Source organism: Lysobacter sp. TAF61, assembly GCF_052113485.1.
Taxonomy (GTDB): domain Bacteria; phylum Pseudomonadota; class Gammaproteobacteria; order Xanthomonadales; family Xanthomonadaceae; genus Lysobacter_J.
In genome coordinates this window covers 1-19,590 of the sequence record NZ_JBFRDH010000007.1, presented here as the reverse complement: position 1 = coordinate 19,590, position 19,590 = coordinate 1, and the positions used below count along the sequence as shown (strand labels likewise).

General features: G+C 67.2%; 14 protein-coding genes, 1 tRNA gene and 2 pseudogenes. 11 read left to right on the top strand and 6 right to left on the bottom strand.

Annotation, left to right across the window (positions count from 1 at the left end):
* The first annotated feature begins 210 nt into the window (after positions 1-210).
* The 5 genes and pseudogenes from map to dapE all read left to right on the top strand — a co-directional run bounded on the left by map (position 211) and on the right by dapE (position 6,059).
* Entirely contained in the window at positions 211-987 is a 777-nt protein-coding gene (gene map, locus AB4Y64_RS15400; protein WP_441817345.1) for a type I methionyl aminopeptidase, read from the top strand.
* Entirely contained in the window at positions 984-3,644 is a 2,661-nt protein-coding gene (gene glnD / locus AB4Y64_RS15395; RefSeq protein WP_441817344.1) for a [protein-PII] uridylyltransferase, read from the top strand. Before map ends, glnD begins: the two co-directional genes overlap by 4 nt.
* A gap of 62 nt (positions 3,645-3,706) precedes the next feature.
* Positions 3,707-4,552, top strand: a pseudogene (gene dapD / locus AB4Y64_RS15390) (2,3,4,5-tetrahydropyridine-2,6-dicarboxylate N-succinyltransferase); the annotation flags it as partial.
* A gap of 5 nt (positions 4,553-4,557) precedes the next feature.
* A complete protein-coding gene (locus AB4Y64_RS15385; protein WP_441817343.1) occupies positions 4,558-4,923 on the top strand; it encodes a Spx/MgsR family RNA polymerase-binding regulatory protein in 366 nt (121 codons plus the stop codon).
* Positions 4,924-4,928: 5 nt separating this feature from the next.
* Positions 4,929-6,059 (top strand): succinyl-diaminopimelate desuccinylase, encoded by a 1,131-nt coding sequence (gene dapE / locus AB4Y64_RS15380; protein ID WP_441817342.1) that lies wholly within the window; start codon positions 4,929-4,931, stop codon positions 6,057-6,059.
* Positions 6,060-6,106: 47 nt separating this feature from the next.
* Here the strand turns inward: dapE and AB4Y64_RS15375 are convergent, their stop codons facing one another.
* Complete coding sequence (locus AB4Y64_RS15375) at positions 6,107-8,449, bottom strand: penicillin acylase family protein (RefSeq protein ID WP_441817341.1); 2,343 nt, start codon at positions 8,447-8,449, stop codon at positions 6,107-6,109.
* Positions 8,450-8,820: 371 nt separating this feature from the next.
* On the opposite strand from AB4Y64_RS15375, the gene asnB reads away from it, so the two are divergent.
* Positions 8,821-10,515: an asparagine synthase B gene (gene asnB, locus AB4Y64_RS15370; RefSeq protein WP_441817340.1), complete on the top strand. Its 1,695-nt coding sequence runs from the start codon at positions 8,821-8,823 to the stop codon at positions 10,513-10,515.
* A gap of 3 nt (positions 10,516-10,518) precedes the next feature.
* Here the strand turns inward: asnB and hemN are convergent, their stop codons facing one another.
* From hemN to rnk, 4 genes are all read right to left on the bottom strand, one after another.
* A complete protein-coding gene (gene hemN, locus AB4Y64_RS15365; RefSeq protein WP_441817339.1) occupies positions 10,519-11,919 on the bottom strand; it encodes an oxygen-independent coproporphyrinogen III oxidase in 1,401 nt (466 codons plus the stop codon).
* A 79-nt stretch (positions 11,920-11,998) separates the two neighbouring features.
* Positions 11,999-12,661 (bottom strand): thiopurine S-methyltransferase, encoded by a 663-nt coding sequence (locus tag AB4Y64_RS15360; protein ID WP_441817338.1) that lies wholly within the window; start codon positions 12,659-12,661, stop codon positions 11,999-12,001.
* A gap of 3 nt (positions 12,662-12,664) precedes the next feature.
* Entirely contained in the window at positions 12,665-14,908 is a 2,244-nt protein-coding gene (gene parC, locus AB4Y64_RS15355; protein WP_441817337.1) for a DNA topoisomerase IV subunit A, read from the bottom strand.
* 125 nt (positions 14,909-15,033) lie between these two features.
* Positions 15,034-15,450 carry a nucleoside diphosphate kinase regulator gene (gene rnk, locus AB4Y64_RS15350; RefSeq protein WP_441817336.1) on the bottom strand — a complete coding sequence of 139 codons (417 nt, stop codon included), beginning with the start codon at positions 15,448-15,450 and terminating at the stop codon, positions 15,034-15,036.
* 273 nt (positions 15,451-15,723) lie between these two features.
* On the opposite strand from rnk, the gene AB4Y64_RS15345 reads away from it, so the two are divergent.
* The 5 genes from AB4Y64_RS15345 to AB4Y64_RS15325 all read left to right on the top strand — a co-directional run bounded on the left by AB4Y64_RS15345 (position 15,724) and on the right by AB4Y64_RS15325 (position 19,112).
* Positions 15,724-15,808, top strand: a tRNA-Leu gene (locus AB4Y64_RS15345).
* 183 nt (positions 15,809-15,991) lie between these two features.
* On the top strand, positions 15,992-17,206 hold the full coding sequence (locus AB4Y64_RS15340; protein ID WP_441817335.1) for a tyrosine-type recombinase/integrase: 1,215 nt from the start codon (positions 15,992-15,994) through the stop codon (positions 17,204-17,206).
* A gap of 113 nt (positions 17,207-17,319) precedes the next feature.
* Complete coding sequence (locus tag AB4Y64_RS15335; protein WP_441817334.1) at positions 17,320-17,640, top strand: helix-turn-helix transcriptional regulator; 321 nt, start codon at positions 17,320-17,322, stop codon at positions 17,638-17,640.
* A gap of 706 nt (positions 17,641-18,346) precedes the next feature.
* Complete coding sequence (locus tag AB4Y64_RS15330) at positions 18,347-18,544, top strand: HGGxSTG domain-containing protein (RefSeq protein ID WP_441817333.1); 198 nt, start codon at positions 18,347-18,349, stop codon at positions 18,542-18,544.
* A 199-nt stretch (positions 18,545-18,743) separates the two neighbouring features.
* Positions 18,744-19,112 (top strand): hypothetical protein, encoded by a 369-nt coding sequence (locus tag AB4Y64_RS15325; protein ID WP_441817332.1) that lies wholly within the window; start codon positions 18,744-18,746, stop codon positions 19,110-19,112.
* Positions 19,113-19,449: 337 nt separating this feature from the next.
* On the opposite strand, the pseudogene AB4Y64_RS15320 reads toward AB4Y64_RS15325, so the two are convergent.
* A pseudogene (locus AB4Y64_RS15320) lies at positions 19,450-19,590 on the bottom strand (IS30 family transposase); the annotation flags it as partial.

Genomic DNA, 19,590 nt, shown 5'->3' with positions numbered 1-19,590 from the left:
AGGACTGCAGGCACCCCGGCACGAAGGGTTGCAGCGGGTGTGTATTCGCCTGCTCGGGGCCTGCTGGCCCGGTTGCTGCGCCCGGCGTGGGCGGTTGGAAAGGCACGAAGGCCCCGCCAAGCCGCGAGATTGTAGCTGGAACGGGCGGTTACGGGCAAGCTGGGGGTCGGTTGGACCCTGAACGGGCCGCAGATAGGCGATAATGGCGCCATGGCCATCACCATCAAAACCCCCGAAGAGATCGAGAAGATGCGCGTCGCCGGCCGCCTGGCCGCCGAGGTCCTCCAGATCGTCGCCCCGCACGTGAAGGCGGGCGTGACCACCGAGGAACTGGACCGCATCTGCCACGATCATATCGTCAACGTGCAGAAGGCAATCCCGGCCAATGTCGGCTACAAGGGATTCCCCAAGACCGTGTGCACCTCGGTCAACAACGTCATCTGCCACGGCATCCCGAGCCCGGGCAAGGTCCTCAAGGACGGCGACATCGTCAATATCGATGTCACGGTCATCAAGGACGGCTGGCACGGCGACACCAGCCGCATGTACCTCGTCGGCGAACCGTCGGTCATGGCCAAGCGCCTGGTCGACGTGACCCGCGAGGCGATGTTCCGCGGCATCCGGACGGTCCGTCCGGGTGCGACGCTGGGCGACATCGGCGCGGCGATCCAGCAGTACGCCGAAGGCGAACGCTTCAGCGTCGTGCGCGAGTACTGCGGTCACGGCATCGGCCGGATCTACCACGAAGACCCGCAGGTGCTGCATTACGGCCGCGCTGGCGAAGGGCTGGTGCTCAAGCCCGGCATGACCTTCACCATCGAGCCGATGATCAACGAGGGCGCGCGCCACACCAAGCTGCTGCCCGACGGCTGGACCGTGGTCACCAAGGACCGCAAGCTTTCGGCGCAGTGGGAGCACACGGTGGTGGTCACCGACGACGGCGTCGAGATCCTGACCCGCGTGCCCGGGGACGACAACGACCTATGACCGCTCCGGTCGCCGACGCCGGGTCCAGCGCAGGAGGATCCTCCGCGAGACCGGCGGCGAGACCGGCGGCGGAGCCCGGTGAGCAGGCGGCTGGCATCCGCAGCGCGCTCGCCGCGGTAAGCGCCGGCCTGGCGCAGCGCTTCGACAGCGATCCCGACGCCGACATCGACCGCCTGCTGCAGGCGCGCACCGGCGCGGTCGACACCCAGGTGCGTGCCGCCTGGGCCAGTTGCCTGCCGGCCGGTGCGCCGTTGGCGCTGTTCGCGGTCGGTGGCTACGGCCGCGGTGAACTGTTCCCGCAATCGGACATCGATCTGCTGGTGCTGGCCGAACCGGAGGCGCAGGCCGCGCACGCCGAGGCGCTGGCCGCATTCGTCGCGCTGCTCTGGGACGCCGGCCTGCCGGTCGGCCACGCGGTGCGTTCGGCCGCGCAGTGCACCCAGGCCGCCGCCGACATCACCGTCCTCACGGCGATGCTGGAAGCGCGCCCGCTCATCGCCACCGTCGAGGACATGCATGCCCTGCAGGTCGCGACGGCGCCGAGCCAGGTATGGCCGGCGCGCGAGTTCTTCGGCGCCAAGCGCGAGGAACTGCGACTGCGCCATGCCCGCTACGACGACACCGCCGACAACCTCGAGCCGAACCTGAAAGAAGGCCCCGGCGGCCTGCGCGACGTGCAGACGCTGCGCTGGATGGCGCTGCGCATCGTCGGCACCGGCGACCTGGAGTCGCTGGTGGCGATCGGTCAGTTCGGCGCCGACGAACTGGCCACGCTGGAACGCGAGCGCCGCGCGCTGTCGCGCCTGCGCTTTGGCCTGCACCTGGTCGCGGGCAAGCGCGAGGAGCGCCTGCGCTTCGACTACCAGAAGCTGCTGGCCGAACGGCTGGGCCATGTCGACAACGCCGACAACCTCGCCGTCGAACAGATGATGCAGGGCTTCTACCGCAGCGCCGCGCTGGTGCTGCGCATCGGCGAGCGCCTGCTGCAGCGCTTCGAGGAGCAGATCGAGGGCGAGACGGCGCCGGTCGCCATCGACCACGCCTTCGAACTGCGACGCGATTACCTGGCCGCGCGCGACCCGCAATGGCCGCGCGATGCCTACGACGTGTTCGCGCTGTTCGCGGTATGGGCCGCGCACGACGCCATCCGCGGCCTGCATTCGCAGACTGCGCGCGCACTGGCCGAGTCGCTGTCGCGCGTGCCGGCATTCCAGCAGGCCGAACCGGCATTGCGCGAGCGCTTCGTCGCCCTGCTGCGTGGACCGCACCCGGTGCACGCGCTCGAGCGCATGGCGCGGCTGGGCGTGCTTGGCCGCTGGATCCCGGCGTTCGCCAAAGTCTCCGGGCGCATGCAGTTCGACCTGTTCCATGTCTTCACCGTCGACCAGCACACGCTGGCGGTGCTGCGCAATCTGGCGCGCTTCGCCTCGGGCATCGTCGATGAGCGTTTCAGCATCGCCCACGAAGTCTGGCCGCGCCTGCGCAAGCCGGAACTGCTGCTGCTGGCCGGCCTGTTCCACGACATCGCCAAGGGCCGCGGCGGCGATCATTCCGAACTCGGTGGCGAGGACGCGCGGATCTTCTGCAGCACCATTGGCCTGTCGCGCGCCGACACCGCACTGGTCGAGTGGCTGGTGCGCCAGCACCTGCTGATGTCGGTGACCGCGCAGAAGCAGGACATCGCCGATCCGGAGGTGATCCACCGCTTCGCCGGCAAGGTCAACGACCGCGAGCACCTCGATCATCTTTACCTGCTGACCTGCGCCGACATCGCCGGCACGTCGCCCAAGTTGTGGAACGCATGGAAGGACCGCCTGCTGGCGGACCTCTACACCGCCACGCGCCTGGCATTGCGGCGTGGACTGGAACATCCGGTCGCCGGCCTCGAGCGCGCGGGCGAAACCCGCGACGCCGCGCGCGCCATGCTGGCCACGCTCGGTTTCGGCGAGGAGGAAGTCGACCAGCTCTACGCGCGCATGCCCGAGATCGGTTTCCAGCGCAGCCGTCCCGACCAGATCGCCTGGCAGGCGGCATCGCTGCGCGGCGTGGCCATCGGCGAGACGCGCGTGCGCGCCCGTGCCGTGGGCGAGCACGCCGGCGCGCTGGAAGTGTTCGTGCACTCGGCCGACCGCGACGGCCTGTTTGCCGCGATCGTCGCCACGCTCGACCGCCTCGGCCTGGCGATCCAGCAGGCGCGCGTGCTCGACGGGCCCAACGCGATGATCTTCGACAGCTTCGAAGTGGTGCCGATCGACCCGCGTTGCCCGCCAGGCATCGATGAGGTCGAACAGCGCCTGGCCGCGGCGCTGGACGGTCCGCTCGACCGCATCAAGCCGACCCGGCGCACGCAGCCGCGCCACCTGCGCCATTTCCGCATCAACGCGCAGGTCGGATTCGACACCCTCGGCGACGACGCACGGACCATGCTCAGCCTGGTCTGCACCGACCGCCCGGGCCTGCTTGCCGACGTCACCCAGGCGATCCGCAGCCAGGGCCTGCGCGTGCACGACGCCCGCATCGCCACCTTCGGCGAGCGCGCCGAAGACGTGTTCCAGCTCACCTGTACCCAGCCCGACGGGCGCGATGGCGCGCTCGATGAAACGCAACAGCAGGCCCTGCGCGATGCGCTGCTGGCCTGCCTTGAAGGAGATCGTTGATGAGTTCCGAGAAGAAGCCCGCCCGCAAGACCACCCGCAAGGCCGTGCGCAAGAAGGTTGCGCCGAAGGGGCCGGGTATCGACGAACTGAAGTTCATGATCGACAGCGCATTCGAGCGCCGCGCGATGCTGACCCCCGACGAGCTGGAAGGCTCGACGCGGCCGACGGTGGAGCGGGTGATCTCGGGCCTGGAGAGCGGCGAGTTCCGCGTCGCCGAACCCGACGGCAAGGGCGGCTGGACCGTCAACGAATGGCTGAAGAAGGCGGTGCTGCTGTACTTCCGCGTCAACGACATGCAACTGGTGGAAGGCTATCCGGCGCCGGCGTGGGACAAGGTGCCGGCGCGCTTCGAAGGTTTCGGCGACGCCGATTTCCGCAAGCTCGGCGCGCGCGTCGTGCCCGGCGCGATCGCACGCCGCGGCTGCTACATCGGCAAGGACGTGGTGCTGATGCCGAGCTTCGTCAACATCGGCGCGCACGTGGGCGAGGGCACCATGGTCGATACCTGGGCCACGGTCGGATCGTGCGCGCAGGTCGGCAAGCACTGCCACCTGTCCGGTGGCGCCGGCATCGGCGGCGTGCTGGAGCCGCTGCAGGCCTCGCCGACGATCATCGAGGACCATTGCTTCATTGGTGCGCGCTCGGAAGTCGTCGAAGGCTTCGTCGTCGGCCACCACAGCGTGATCGGCATGGGCGTGTTCCTCGGCCAGAGCACGCGCGTGTACAACCGCGCCACCGGCGAGATCAGCTACGGCTCGGTGCCGCCCTACAGCGTGGTCGTCTCCGGCCAGCTTCCGGCCAAGGACGGTTCGCACTCGCTCTACTGCGCGGTGATCGTCAAGCAGGTCGATGCCAAGACGCTGTCGAAGACCAGCATCAACGAGCTGCTGCGCGGGTTGGCGGACTGAGCACGATGACTACCCTCTACGGCCTCAACAACTGCGACACCTGCAAGAAGGCGCGCAAGTGGCTCGACCGCTTCGGTCTGGGCTATGCCTTCGTCGACTACCGCGACGAGCGCCAGTCTCCGGAACAGCTGGTGGAATGGAAGGACCAGCTCGGTGGCTGGGACGCGATGATCAACAAGTCGTCCACCACCTGGCGCGCGCTGCCCGACAACCGCAAGACGCCCGGCTCCGATGCCGAGTGGAAATTGCTGCTGAAGGAGTACCCGCAGTTGATCCGCCGCCCGCTGGTGGTGAGCGACGACGGCAAGGTCAGCCAGGGCTTCAGCGACAACGGCTTCAAGCAGCGCTTCGGAGTCGGTGCGCTGGGATGATTGCGATGAGCGACGTACTCGACCTCACCTGCGACCTCATCGCCCGCGCTTCGGTCACTCCCGACGATGCCGACTGCCAGGCGGTGATCGCCCAGCGCCTGCTGGCCGCCGGATTCCGTTGCGAGCACATGCACTACGGCGATGTCGACAACCTGTGGGCCGTGCATGGCGGCGATGGTCCGACACTGGTGCTGCTCGGACATACCGACGTGGTTCCGCCCGGTCCGCGCGATGCCTGGGCCAGTGATCCGTTCCAACCGCAGATCCGCGACGGTGTGCTGTACGGACGCGGCGCGGCCGACATGAAAGGCAGCGTCGCGGCGTTTGTCGTGGCGCTGGAACGTTTCGTGGCCACCCATCCCGATCATCCGGGCCGGGTCGCACTGCTGCTGACCTCCGACGAGGAGGGCGATGCCGTCCATGGCGTGCGCCGTGTTGCCGAGGCGTTCCGCGCGCGCGGCGAGCGCATCGACTGGTGCGTCACCGGCGAGCCGTCATCCATGGTGAAGCTGGGCGACCTGCTGCGCGTGGGCCGTCGCGGCACGCTGTCGGCGAAGCTGACGGTGCACGGCGTGCAGGGCCACGTGGCCTACCCGGACAAGGCGCGCAACCCGATCCACCAGGCCGTGCCCGCGCTCGCCGAGCTGACCGCGCGGCGCTGGGACGATGGCTACGAGAGCTTCCCGCCGACCAGCCTGCAGATCAGCAACATCCACGCCGGAACGGGCGCCAACAACGTGATCCCGGGCGAGCTGGAGGTGTTGTTCAACCTGCGCTTCAACCCGAGCTGGAGCGCCGAACAGCTCGAGCAGCAGTGCGAAGCGGTGCTGCAAAGGCACGGGCTGGAGTTCAGCGTGCGCTGGCAGCGTGGGGGCGAGCCGTTCTATACCCCGGAAGGCGTGCTGCGTGCCGCTGCGCGCGACGTGCTTGGCAAGTACTGCGGCGTCGCGCCGGAGGAAAGCACCGGCGGCGGTACTTCGGACGCGCGCTTCATCGCGCCGCTGGGTGCGCAGTGCATCGAGATCGGGCCGGTGAACGCGTCGATCCACAAGGTCGACGAGCACGTCGCCGTCGCGGATCTGGAGGCATTGCCGGGTCTGTATCTGGCGCTGCTGGAACGGATGCTGCTGCGCTAGCGACCAGGCCCCTCTCCCGCATTCGGGAGAGGGACGAGGGCAGTCCCTTACTGTGGCGCCAGCTTCAACGTATGCCGTGTCTCACCCGGCAGGAACGACGTCGGCCGGCCGTGCACCCAATCGTCATGACCGGCGCCCCAGAACGGCGACAGCAGGTGACCGCTCTGGCCACCGGGCATGTGGATGATGCCGTCGGCCTCGTGGCCAGGCGACACCACCATGCGCTCGGACGCACCGAAGTTGGGACCCTGCACGCGCGGCATGCCGCTGTCGCCGGGCAGTTCGTCGGCGGCCATGCACAGCACCGGCTTGGCGAACGCGGGCAGGGCGCGGCTCAGCGGATGGCAGATCTTCGCGGTGTTGCGTTCACCCCATGTGCGCTGGGCAAGCGGGCCCTTGCCGGCAAGTTCATCGCGAACGTCGCGCGCGGCATCTTCGAACAGCGCATCCCACGAGGCGAACCGGCGCGGCAGCAGGTTGGCAGGGCGTTGCGTCACCAGCGGCCAGGCCACGCCTTCGAAATGCGACAGGTTGGGCATCTCGAAATCCTTGCCCAGTGCTGCCTGTGCCGGTGCGGTGAGGCCGTCGAGCAGGCGGTCGTGCACGGCCAGGCGCCAGGCGCGGACGACGCGGTAGCTGACCGAGTCGGTGCTGGCGTGGCCCTGCCAGGTCGGCGATGCGGCAGCCAGTTCGTGCAGCGCCGGTGACTTCTCCGACGCGCCCTGGTCGCGCAGCAGCTGCCACCAGCGGCCCAGGAACAGGGCGCGGTCGTCGAGCTGGATCGCCAGCAGGTCGCGTTCGCTGAAACGCTGCCTGGCGAACAGGTCGTCGCGGATCTGCCGTGCCCGCGCGCCATTGGCGTAGCCACCGTCGCCGACACGCGCGAGCAGGGCGCCATCGACGACGCGGGTGTTGGCGCTCCACATGCGCTGCACGGTGCCGGCCGGCAAGGCGATGCCCGACGCCGTGGTGATGGGCCACGGCGGGCACGTCGCGGCATCGCTGACGGTGGTGGCGGTGCAACTGGCCTGGCGCACCGGCACCGGGCCGAGCAGGCGCCAGGTGATGCGGCCGTCGCGACCGCCGATGGCGAGGTTCTGGCCCGGGATCGCCGTGTGGTCGGCCATCTGCAGGGCATCGTCGAGCGAGTGCGCGTGCAGGAAGTTGGCCAGTCCCAGGTTCATCGAACCGGGCTGGTGCGCGACCCAGCGCAGGGCCAGGCCACTGCCATCGGGCTGGCGGAACAGGATCGGCCCCCATGCGGTTTCATCGACCGGGAACTCGACATCGGCCTGGCCGGCCACGCGGATGTGCTCGACGTTGCGGGTCACGCCTGCGCACGGCTCCTTGCAGGCCGGCTGGCGCTGCCAGTCGAGCCAGTCGCCATAGCTGTTGGTGAAGCCCCAGGCGACCTGGCCGTTGCTGCCGACCACCAATGCCGGCAGGCCCGGCAAGGTGAAGCCGGTGGCGTCGACGCGACTGTTGGCGGCACGCGGATCGGCGTAGCGCAGGCGCGCTCGGAACCAGATGTTGGGCGCGCGAAGGCCAAGGTGCATGTCGTCGGCGACGATCGCGCGGCCGTCGGCGGTGAGCTGGCCGGATACGGCGAAGTTGTTGCTGCCCACGTCGGAGCGCTCGGGCACGTTGGCCGGGCGGTCGGCGGCCGAGGGCACCGGCAGCGTGCGCAGGTCGAGTGTCGCCGCGTCGGGCAGGGTGGCGTCTCCGCGCGGCCGGCCGGCCAGCGGTGCATCCCAGCTGCTGCCGTCGTGATCGAGCAGCGCGTACAGCGCCGCCGGCACGTGCGGCTTGAGCTTCCACATCGCCAGCTCGCGCGCGTTGCTGGCGTCCTGCAGGTCGAAGTACATGGCGTAGCCGGCCAGCGCGGAATCTTCCAGGCGCCACGGCTCGGGCTGCGTGCGCAGCAGCAGGTAGGGCCACGGCCGCACCTTCAGTGCCGCCAAGCCGGCGTTGACGCCATCGACGTAGGCCTGCGCCATCGGCCGCTTGTCGCCGAGGACCGCGTCGAGATGGGCGCTGACGCGCGCGCGCATGCGGTGCACGCGGCGCTGCCTGTCGGTGTCGATCGCGGCCGGGCCGAACAGCGCCGACAGCTCGCCGGCCGAGGCGCGGCGCAGCAGGTCCATTTCGAAATAGCGTTCCTGCGCATGGACGTAGCCGAGCGCGCGCATGGCGTCGGCCTCGTTGGCGGCGTCGACGGTGACCACGCCGAGTGCGTCGCGCTGGATCGAGACGGGAGCCGACAGGCCGGGCAGGGCGAGTTCGCCGTCCAGGCTGGGCAGGCTGCCGCGCATCAGCCACCAGATCGCGACGGCGATCGCCACCAGCAACAGCAGCAGCACGAGCAGGCTGCGTTTGATCACTTTCTTCATGGTCCCCATCGATGGTTCGTTTCCCCGCACTAGTGTGGCGCAAATGCGGGGGGGCGAACTGGCCGCTCGTCCTGTCGCGTGCCCTTCGCGGGGAGGGGCTTGCAAGTGGCCGCGACCTGACGCAGGATCGGTCCATGTCTTCCGTCCAGGCCCTTGCCCACGCCACCCGAGCCGCTCAGCGCGGCGGTGCGCCCGTGGCCGGCCTGAACAATAACAACCGCAATAACGCCAGCCTCCCGCGGGCCGGCGATTAGCGCGCGCAAGACACGCTAACTCGCTCACGAAGCCCGCGCCAAAAGCGCGGGCTTCTTCGTTTTGCCTCCGCGCCACCCATTCCCGCCCACGAAACAAGCCCACCCAGGAGTCCTCCCATGTGTTCCATCCTCGGCATATTCGGCCTGCAACCCGGTGACGACGCGCAGGCGCTGCGCCGGCGCGCACTGGAGCTTTCGCAACGACAGCGCCACCGCGGCCCCGACTGGAGCGGCGTCCACCTCGACGACGACGTGATCCTCGTCCATGAGCGCCTGGCCATCGTCGACCCGGCCGGCGGTTCGCAGCCGCTGCACTCGGCCGATGGCGAGCTGGCGCTGGCGGTCAACGGCGAGATCTACAACCACCGCGAGCTCGAACAGCAGCTGCGCCAGCCCTACGCGTTCCAGACCGCCTCCGACTGCGAAGTCATCAGTGCGCTCTACCGCGAGCGCGACGACACCGCCGCCTGGCTCAACGAGCTCAACGGCATCTTCGCTTTCGCGCTGTGGGATGCCGGGCGCAAGCGCTACCTCATCGCGCGCGACCCGATCGGCGTGTGCCCGCTGTACTGGGGCCACGACCGCGACGGACGCCTGTGCGTGGCTTCGGAAATGAAGGCGCTGTGCGACGTCTGCGCCGATGTCGCCCAGTTCCCGCCCGGCCACTACTACGACAGCGCCAGCGGCGAACTGGTGCGTTACTACATCAAGGCCTGGCGCGACTACGGCGCCACCCAGGGCGTGGCAGTGGACCGGCAGGAACTGCGCGAGGCCTTCGAGCGCGCCGTGCACCGGCAGATGATGAGCGACGTGCCGTATGGCGTGCTGCTCTCGGGTGGACTGGACTCCTCGCTGGTGGCGGCCGTGGCGGCGCGCTACGCACGCAGGCGCATTGAGGACGACGATGCCAGCGAAGCCTGGTGGCCGCGTCTGCACTCGTTCGCCATCGGCCTGGATGGATCGCCCGACCTGGCCGCGGCCGAGATCGCGGCCAAGGCGCTGGGCACAGTGCACCACGGTTTCACATACGCGTTCGAGGAGGGCCTGGATGCGCTGCCGGAAGTTATCCGCCACATCGAAACCTACGACGTCACCACCATCCGCGCCTCCACGCCGATGTTCCTGCTGGCACGGCGGATCAAGGCGATGGGGGTCAAGATGGTGCTTTCAGGCGAGGGCAGCGACGAGATCTTCGGCGGCTACCTGTACTTCCACAAGGCGCCCAATGCGCGCGAATTCCACGAGGAGACCGTGCGCAAGATCGACGCCCTCCACAACTACGACTGCCTGCGCGCAAACAAGTCGATGATGGCCTGGGGCGTGGAGCCGCGCGTGCCGTTCCTCGACGTCGAGTTCATGGACGTGGCGATGCGGATGGACGCGCGCCACAAGATGGCCGGCATCGGTCCCGATGGCGTTCGCCGCATCGAGAAGTCGATCCTGCGCGAAGCCTTCGACGGTTACCTGCCCGAGTCGATCCTGTGGCGGCAGAAGGAGCAGTTCAGCGATGGCGTCGGCTATGGCTGGATCGACGGACTCAAGGCGCACGCGCAGGCGCAGGTGAGCGACCGCGTGTTCGCCGCGGCCGCCAGCCGCTTCCCGGTCAACCCGCCGCAGACGAAGGAGGCCTACCTGTACCGCCACATCTTCGAGCAGTTCTTCCCCAGTGCCGCGTGCGCCGAGACCGTGCCGGGCGGCAAGTCGATCGCGTGTTCGTCGCCGGCGGCGATCGCCTGGGATGCGGCGTTCGCGACCATGGCCGATCCGTCCGGGCGCGCGGTCGCAGGCGTGCACCAGGCGGCATTGGGGTGACCCTCAGACCGCCTTCGAGAACTGCCTCGATGCGGCCGCCGCCGGCTCGTGAAGGTAGCGATCGAAGCACGCCGCGATGACCCGCAGCAGCAACCTGCCGCGGGCAGTGGCAAGGATGGCGCTGGTCGACACCTCGACCAGGCCGTCGTCGCGCAACGGTTGCAGGCGCTGCAGCGCCTGCGCGAAGTAGTCGGCGAAATCGATGGCGTGCCGGCGCCCGGTCGCGGCGATGTCGACCGCGCCGTGGCACATCAGCTGCTGGATGACGTCGGCGCGGACCACGTCGTCGGCGTCCATGCGCATGCCGCGCCACAGCGGCAGGCGACCGTCATCGATGGCGCTTTCCCAGCTGGGCAGGTCACGCGGGTTCTGGCTGAAACTGGCGCCGACGTGACTGATCGCGCTGACGCCCAGTCCGATCAGGTCGCTGTCGGCGCACGTGGTGTAGCCCATGAAATTGCGGTGCAGGCCGCCGCGCGCCTGCGCCCGCGCGAGGTCGTCGTCCGGCAGGGCGAAATGGTCCATGCCGATGTAGATATAGCCCGCCTCGCCGAGGCGCTCGATCGCCTGCTGAAGCAACCCGAGCTTCACCGGCGCTGACGGCAGGTCCTCGTCGCGGATCTGCTGTTGCGGGCGAAACAGTGCCGGCAGGTGGGCGTAGCTGTAGACGGCCACGCGATCCGGGCGCGCGCGCAGGACGGTGTCGAGCGTGCGCCCGAAACCCCGCGTCGTCTGCAACGGCAGGCCGTAGATCAGGTCGACATTCACCGAGCGCAGGCCGTGCCTGCGACAGGCCTCGATGATCGCCAGGGTCTGCTCGACGCTCTGGATCCGGTTGACCGCCTGCTGCACCGCCGGATCGAAATCCTGGACGCCCAGGCTGGCGCGGTTGAAGCCGGCCTGCGCGAGGCGACCGATGTCTTCGGCCGATACGAAGCGCGGATCGAGCTCGATCGAGCAGTCGCGTTCGCCGTCCGCGGCCAGGGTGAAGTGCCGGTCGATCACGTCCAGCAGCTCGGCAATCTGGTCGGGCGCCAGGAAGTTCGGCGTTCCCCCGCCCAGGTGCAGTTGCGTGACCGGGCGGTCGCGATCGAACAGCGCCGACATCATCGCGATCTCGCGGTACAGCCGGACCAGGTAGGCGTCGCCGCGGGTGCGGTCGCGGGTGATGATGCGGTTGCAGCCGCAGTAGAAGCAGGGGCTGCTGCAGAACGGGACGTGCACGTAGAGCGACAGCGGGCGCGGGATCGGGTCGCCGTTGCTGATGGTCGCCATCTCGCACAGTTCGTCGGCCTGGAAAGCGGCGGAGAACTGGGGGGCGGTCGGGTACGAGGTGTAGCGCGGCCCGGGGCGGTCGTAGCGGCGGAGCAGGTCGGGATCGAAGGCGAGGGTCGGCAGGGCCATGCGCACAGGCTAGGCCGCGAGCGCCGCGGCCGCCTTGATCCGGGTCAAGTCAGGCCGGTTTGCATCGTGCTGCCGGCCGTCAGCTGCGGCGCTGGTCGATGCGGTAGACCACGGTGTCGAGTGCGCTGACGCCCTCTTCGACGAACTTCGGCTGCTGCGCCAGGATCTCGCGCCGTTCCAGCGTGGTCACATTCCACGCGCGACCGTACAGTTCGCGCACTTCCTCCTCTCCGACGCTGAACGGCGGGCCGTCCTTCTCGTGCTGCGGGTATTCCAGCGTGATCACCAGGCCGCGGCATCCGGCCGGCAGCCTCGGGTAGACCTCGTCGACATAGCGCCGACGCAGCGGCGCGGGCAGGGCGATCAGGGCGGCGCGATCGAACACCGCCGTGCAATCTGCCAGCACGGCCGCATCGAGCGCGAAGGCATCGCCGCAGATCAGCTCGATGCCGTCCGCGCGGTAGTGAACCCCGTAGGTCGACTCGCTGACTTCGGGCTCCAGGCCATGTTCGTCGAAGAATTCCTCGACCGCGATGCGCGACAACTCGACCCCGAGCACACGCAGTCCCTGCGCGGCGAACCAGGCCATGTCCAGCGTCTTGCCGGCCAGCGGCACGAACACGCGACTGCCGGCAGCCACCTGCAACGACGGCCAATGCTTGAGCAGCAGTGGCGTCGGTTTGTCCTGGTGGAATCCGATCTGCTTGTCGCGCCAGCGCTGGTGCCAGAAGTCGGGTTGCATCGCCTACTCGACCGACAACCCTTCCACCTTCTGCCAGCCGCGCGGCAGCAACCCGCCACGCGTGGCGCGTGCGCCGACGTAGGCATCGAGATCCTTGAACGACAGCGACATCGTGCGTGCGCCCGATCTCACCACCAGCGTCGCGCCCGGCGCCACCACCGCCACCGCGACCACGCGCTCGGTACCGAGCTTGGCCTTGGGGATGTCGATCAGCTTGTTGCCCTTGCCCTTGTCGAGCTCGGGAAGTTCGCCGACCGGGAAGGTGAGCAGGTGGCCGACATTGGTCACCACCGCGATCCGTCCCTGTTCGCCGTCGGCAACCAGTGCCGGCTGGATGACATTGGCGCCCGGCGTCAGCGACAGCATCGCCTTGCCGGCCTTGTTGCGGCCGGTGAGGTTTTCGAAGCGGGTGACGAAGCCATAACCGTGCGTGGAGGCCAGCACGAAGCGCTGGTCGTTCTCGCCACTGGCCAGGGCCTGGAACGACGCGCCCGGCGCCGGCGAGAAGCGGCCGGTGAGCGGTTCGCCATTGCCACGCGCCGACGGCAGCGAGTGCACCACGGTCGAATAGGCGCGGCCGGTCGAATCGAGGAAGGCGACCTGCTGCGTGCTGCGGCTGCGGGTCGCGGCCAGCAGTTCGTCGCCGTCGCGGTAACTCAGGCCTGCCGCGTCGATGTCGTGGCCCTTGGCCGCGCGCACCCAGCCCTTGCCGCTGAGCACGACCGTCATCGGCTCGCTGGCCACCAGCTCGGTCTCCGACAACGCCTGCGCGGCGCCGCGCGCGACCAGCGGCGAGCGGCGCTCGTCGCCGAACTTCTTGGCGTCGGCGATCAGCTCGTCCTTGACCAGTTTCTTCAGCTTGGCCTTGCTGTCGAGGGTGGCGACGATGCGCTCACGCTCGGCTTCCAGTTCGGCTTCCTCGCCGCGGATCTTCATCTCTTCAAGGCGCGCGAGCTGGCGCAGCCTGGTCTCGAGGATGTAGTCGGTCTGCTCGTCGCTGAGCTTGAAGCGCGCCATCAGCACCGGACGCGGTTCGTCCTCGCTGCGGATGATGCGGATCACTTCGTCGAGATTGAGGAAGGCGATCAGCAGGCCTTCCAACAGGTGCAGGCGACGCTCGACCTTTTCCAGGCGGTTCTTGAGGCGGCGCGTGACCGTGTCGGTGCGGAACGCCAGCCACTCGCTCAGGAAGGCCTTGAGTCCCTTCACCTGCGGTCGGCCGTCGAGGCCGATCACGTTGAAGTTGACCCGGAAGCTCTTCTCCATGTCGGTGGTCGCGAACAGGTGGCCCATCAGCTGTTCGGCGTCGATGCGGTTGCTGCGCGGCACCAGCACGATGCGCGTCGGGTTGGCGTGGTCGGACTCGTCGCGGATGTCTTCCAGCCACGGCAGCTTCTTGGCGCGCATCTGCGTGGCGATCTGCTCGATCACCTTGCCCGGCGATGCCTGGTACGGCAGCGCGGTGATCACCAGGTTGCTGCCGTCCTTCACGTACACGGCACGGGCGCGCACGCTGCCCAGGCCGGTTTCGTACATGTTCAACAGGTCGGCGCGCGGGGTGATGATCTCGGCAGCGGTCGGGTAGTCGGGGCCGAGCACGTGTTCGCACAGGTCGCGGGTGGTCGCGTCCGGGTCATCGAGCAGGCGCAGGCACGCGCTGACGACCTCGTTGAGGTTGTGCGGCGGCACGTCGGTGGCCATGCCCACGGCAATGCCGGTGGTGCCGTTGAGCAGCAGGTGCGGCAGGCGCGCCGGCATCCAGGTCGGCTCTTCCAGGGTGCCGTCGAAGTTCGGCGTCCAGTCGACCGTGCCCTGGCCCAGTTCACCCAGCAGCACTTCGGCGATCGGGGTCAGCTTGGACTCGGTGTAGCGCATCGCCGCGAACGACTTGGGGTCGTCGGTCGAACCGAAGTTGCCCTGGCCCTCGACCAGCGGATAGCGGTACGAAAACGGCTGGGCCATCAGCACCATCGCCTCGTAGCAGGCGCTGTCGCCGTGCGGGTGGTATTTGCCGATGACGTCGCCGACGGTGCGCGCGGACTTCTTCGGCTTGGCGCCGGCGTTGAGGCCGAGCTCGCTCATCGAATAGATGATGCGGCGCTGGACCGGCTTGAGGCCGTCACCGAGGAAGGGCAGGGCGCGGTCGAGCACCACGTACATCGAGTAATCGAGGTACGCGCGCTCGGCATACTCGCGCAGGGGGATCTGCTCGAAGCCGTGGAAGGCCGGACGGACGGTTTCGTTCATGGGGATGGCGATACGAACCTGGAATGAGTCGTTGGGCCGATTTTAACCGCGCACGATGGCGCGGCTGTTGGCCGGGTCGCATGTTCTGCCTGCGCCGTCGCACTGCGAGCGACGCAGGGCGGCGGTCAGCGGTGCGCTTCGCCGTTGGCTTCGGGCTGGTTGCGCACCGACAGCACCTGCAGGCGGGCGGTGCGGCCGCCCGGCAGCGGCCATTCGATCGAGTCGCCCACGTGCAGGCCAAGCAGGGCGCTGCCGATCGGCGCCAGGATCGAGACCTTGTCGGCGCTGCCGTCGGCGTCGCGCGGGTAGACCAGGGTCAGCTCGTGCTCTTCGCCGTCGGTCTCGTCGCGGAAGCGCGCGGTCGTGTTCATGGTGATGACGTCGGCCGGCATTTGCGCCGGCTCGACGACCTCGGCCCGTTCCAGCTCGGCTTCCAGCGCCGAGGTGTCGATGCCCTCGGCGATCGGCAGCTCGAGCAGGGCTTCGATGCGCTCCACGTCCAGGCGCGACATCAGCAGGGGCGGGGGACTCGGGTGGTTCATGGATGGGTCTCCAATAGCAGCGCGGGCGACGCACCGGGTGCGTCGCCCGCCATTTAGTGATGTACGGCGACCATAGCCCCGAATCCGGAAGGCGGCAACCGGGGCATCGCGGCCGGGTTCATTGAAGGTCCACGGAGCTCGTCTGCGGATGCCGGCGTTCGCCGGCATGACGGGCCGGCAACGCGGATTCAAAAAATTTGTCACAAGGCGTTGACAAGGTGCCCGCCGCAACGCAACATACGCGGCCTCGCACGGCGCAAACCGTTGCAGAGAGCCCAGGTGGCGGAATTGGTAGACGCACTAGTTTCAGGTACTAGCGGGTAAAACCGTGGAGGTTCGAGTCCTCTCCTGGGCACCAACACAAAGTTTCGGGGCATCTCATAGCGTCCCGGGAATTGACAGAAACCCGCCAATCTGGCGGGTTTTTTGTTTCTGGGAATCTCAGGTCGTCCCATTGCAGCGCAGCCTAGTTGGGGGCATATTTGGGGGCATCTGACCGTGGGGGCACATTGGGCCCACTTTTTGGGGTCATGGAGGTGCCATGGCGACCGCAACGAACAAGCTCACCGCGCTGTTCATCAAGTCGGCGCGAACCGGCAAGCACGCCGATGGCCTGGGCTTGTACCTCGAAGTGACCCAGAGCGGTGGCCGATATTGGCGGATGAAGTATCGATTCGCCGGCAAGGAAAAGCGTTTGGCGTTCGGTGTCTATCCCGAGGTCGGCCTCGCTGAGGTACGCGAGCGACGGGACGAGGCGCGCCGTGTCCTGCGCAACGGCCAAGACCCCTCCGCTGCGCGCGCGGAAGCCAAGGCGGCAGCCAGGCGAGATGCCATGGCCGGGTTCGAGCTCGCGGCTACCGCGTGGCTTGAGCACAAGCGACCGGGCTGGGCACCGGAAACCTACCGCAAGGCCAAGTACCTCACGGAGATGTACCTCGTTCCAAAGCTGCGCCGACGTTCGGTCGCCACCTTGACCACCAAAGATGCCGTGGCGGCGTTGGTTGACATCGGCAAGGGGGCCCCAGCACTCGCGGCAAAGGCCCGGCAGTACTTGCAAGGCATCATGCGCTACGCCGAGCAGCACGGACTACGTGAGGATGGGCGCGTGCTGTCGCTTCGCGGAGCGGTGCCCACCCATGACAAGGGGCACATCCCGGCAGCTACCAACGTCAAGACGATCACGGCACTGGTCAAAGCCATCAACGGTTACCCGACGCCGGTGACCCGCGCGGCATTGAGGCTGGCCATGCTGACGGCGATGCGTCCGGGCATCGTAGCCTCCGCGCGCTGGGACGAGATCGACTTGGAGGCGGGGGAGTGGCACGTTACCGGCGACCGCATGAAAACTCGACACGACCATCTGGTTCCGTTGCCGGCTCAAGCGATTGCCGGCCTACGCGAGATGCTGGCCTACACCCAAGGGCGGACTTATGTCTTCCCTCCCTTGGCCCGTCAGAAGACCCCCCACCTGCATCGTGACGCCCTGAGTGCGGCGCTTCGTCGCATGGGCTTCCAAGGACAGCACGCCACGCACGGGTTTCGCGGGATGCTGCGTACCGTTGCCCGGGAGCGCCTCAACGTCGATATCGATATCTTGGAAGCCCAACTTGCCCATGCCAAGCGCGGGGATGTACAGAAGGCCTACGACCGCACTACTTTTGGCGACGCCCGCCGTGAGGCGATGCAGGTGTGGGCGAACTATCTGGACAGTCTGTGTGAAGACACCGAGCCGACATCCATCCAAGCACATCCCTGAACGGTGCAGGTCATCTCGCAGGACTTGCTCGGGAAACGGTTGTGAGGTAGATTCTTCTACGCTAGGAGTGGCGCGTCCGGATAATCCGATCGCCCTCTGATGCCAAGCCCGCCATGTGCGGGTTTTTTTGTGCCCAAAAATCACACCCCCACCAAGCCGCCGCAAGGCGGCTTTTTTATTGGAGAGCCGGAATGCAGCCGCACCCTCAGTCTCAAGCCAGTGGATCAAAGCAGCGCCTAGTCCGCTTACCCGAGGTAATCGCTCGCACAGGAATCAGTCGCTCCGAGGTCTACCGCCGGATGGCAGCCGGGACGTTCCCTGTCGCGATCAAGTTGGGTCAGCGCCTAAATGCCTGGACTGAGACTTCCGTGGACGAATGGATCGATGCTCAGATTGCAGCGCGGATCGCCCGGAGGCCGTCCGATGAGCGCTAAGCCTCGTAGCCGTGCCAAACACATTGGTCGTCGCGAGTCTGGGACGTTCTCGTTGATTCCGCACGCCGTGCAGGACTCGGCAAACTGGAAGCGGTGTGGCGGCACGGCAATCAAGTTGCTCTGCGATCTGATCAGACAGTTCAAGGGACATAACAACGGGGACCTGACAACTTGTAGGACCGTCATGGCAAAGAGTGGCTGGAAGGTGCCCGAGACACTGCACTTCGCGGCTCTGGAGTTGGAGCACTACGGATTGATCATTCGCACAAAACAGGGCGGTCTACAGGTTGGACCAAACTTGTATGCACTGACGTGGGTGCCGGTCGACGACTGCCGGGGGAAGCATGACCATCCTCCTACCAAGACGCCCACGGGCGATTGGAAGATCGAACGTCCGCGATACAGACGCCCTCAGCGCAGCGAGCCAGTACGAATTCCGCAAGGATACGTACGATCTCCGTACCTTGCGGAGAGGAAAAGGTGCATCTCAGTTACGCATTCCGTAACTGCGGATACCCATGGTGATGAACAGGCCAGTACGTAAACCGTACTCCTTTCTAGATTCTTACCAAGGGTTGTTTGAGCAACCCCCGCCCAATGTGCCCTCACCGTCTGGTGACATTACGCACGACCCCACGAGCAACGCGCGCCCCGGCCACGTCAAGACGCTTGCACGTGCGCGCCCGAATGACATTGGTGATCAGTTATGTCAATCGTCAGAAGCTGTTGTGGCGCCAGGACACGCGCCGGCACGCCTTGTCGGACGAAACCCATTCCGGGGCGTAGGAGATGTCGCTGGCACGGGGGGCGGTCGACCGGGCCCAAAACTCCCGAGGGGAGGGCTAAGGCCGCCCTGAACCTCCCCCGTATTCGAGCGGCCCGAGGCGCTGCGGAAGTCGGCTAGTGCTGGTTACCATTGGTTTTTGGATGTTACGAGCGCTTGGCTGCCCTAATGCTGTGTCGTGCGAAGGACTTGGCTGGCATGTCGAAACGTATGCGCGCGCACGCGCGCGAATGACTTTGGTGAGAACACGCGGCTCCAAGTGTAGGTGGCACGGAGATGCAGCAGCACTGGACCCAGGAGCCAAGACAGAAGCGAGCGCGTGGCCTTGAACGTCGCTGCGGTTCGTTATTCGATTGAAGCAACACGGCCGCAACACTCACCACTATCGACTTCAGGGGCTGCTTTTATGTTCGACGCCAAGACGGTCGGCGATGCTATCGGACGCGAGGCGTTCGAGGCGATTAGCGCCAGCTCCTTGCCCCAGCTCATGGCGATGACACTGCTGCACATTTGGGCCAGCGGGAGCCAGGAAAAACTCCGGGCAATGGCGCAGGTGGGCGACCTACTGCCCGTGCTCACACAGAAACATCGAGCAGCGCTGGACGAAGCGAACGAAACCCGGCTGCAGAACTGCCACTTGACCCTTACAGAATGCCTTCAAAGTGCGGGACTTCCGTTGAAGCTGTGACGAGCGGGATCGCACCATGCTGGAGGTCCGTCCATCGACCGGGCACTGTGTCGCCGAAATCCGGCGTCAACAACGTCAAGAGGATTCGGAACAAGCGAACCCGCCGGGATACCTGGGGCCGCATCCCGGAGGAAGTTGGGCGACCAGCCTGCGGCGGGTTCAGAGTGCAAGTATACGCTTAAGTTCTGGCTTGCCCTGCACTGGGTCCTTGCCCTGACTTCATCCGCAACAGCCGTCTTCAGTGTGTTGAATCGACTGGTTGAATCCGCCGTCGGAAGTGGTCGCTTTCCTCCCTTCAAGCCATACCCCTGCTCAACGACCGCTATCGGCTGCGGTTTCAACCGGTGGATGCAACAGATTGTTGAAATCGTTCGGCCGGTGTTTCGTAGCCTAGCGTCTTCCGGGGCCGTCCGTTCAACTCTCTGGCCACGGCGTCAAGCTTGGCCTGCGTGATCGTGGACAGATCGAGACCCTTGGG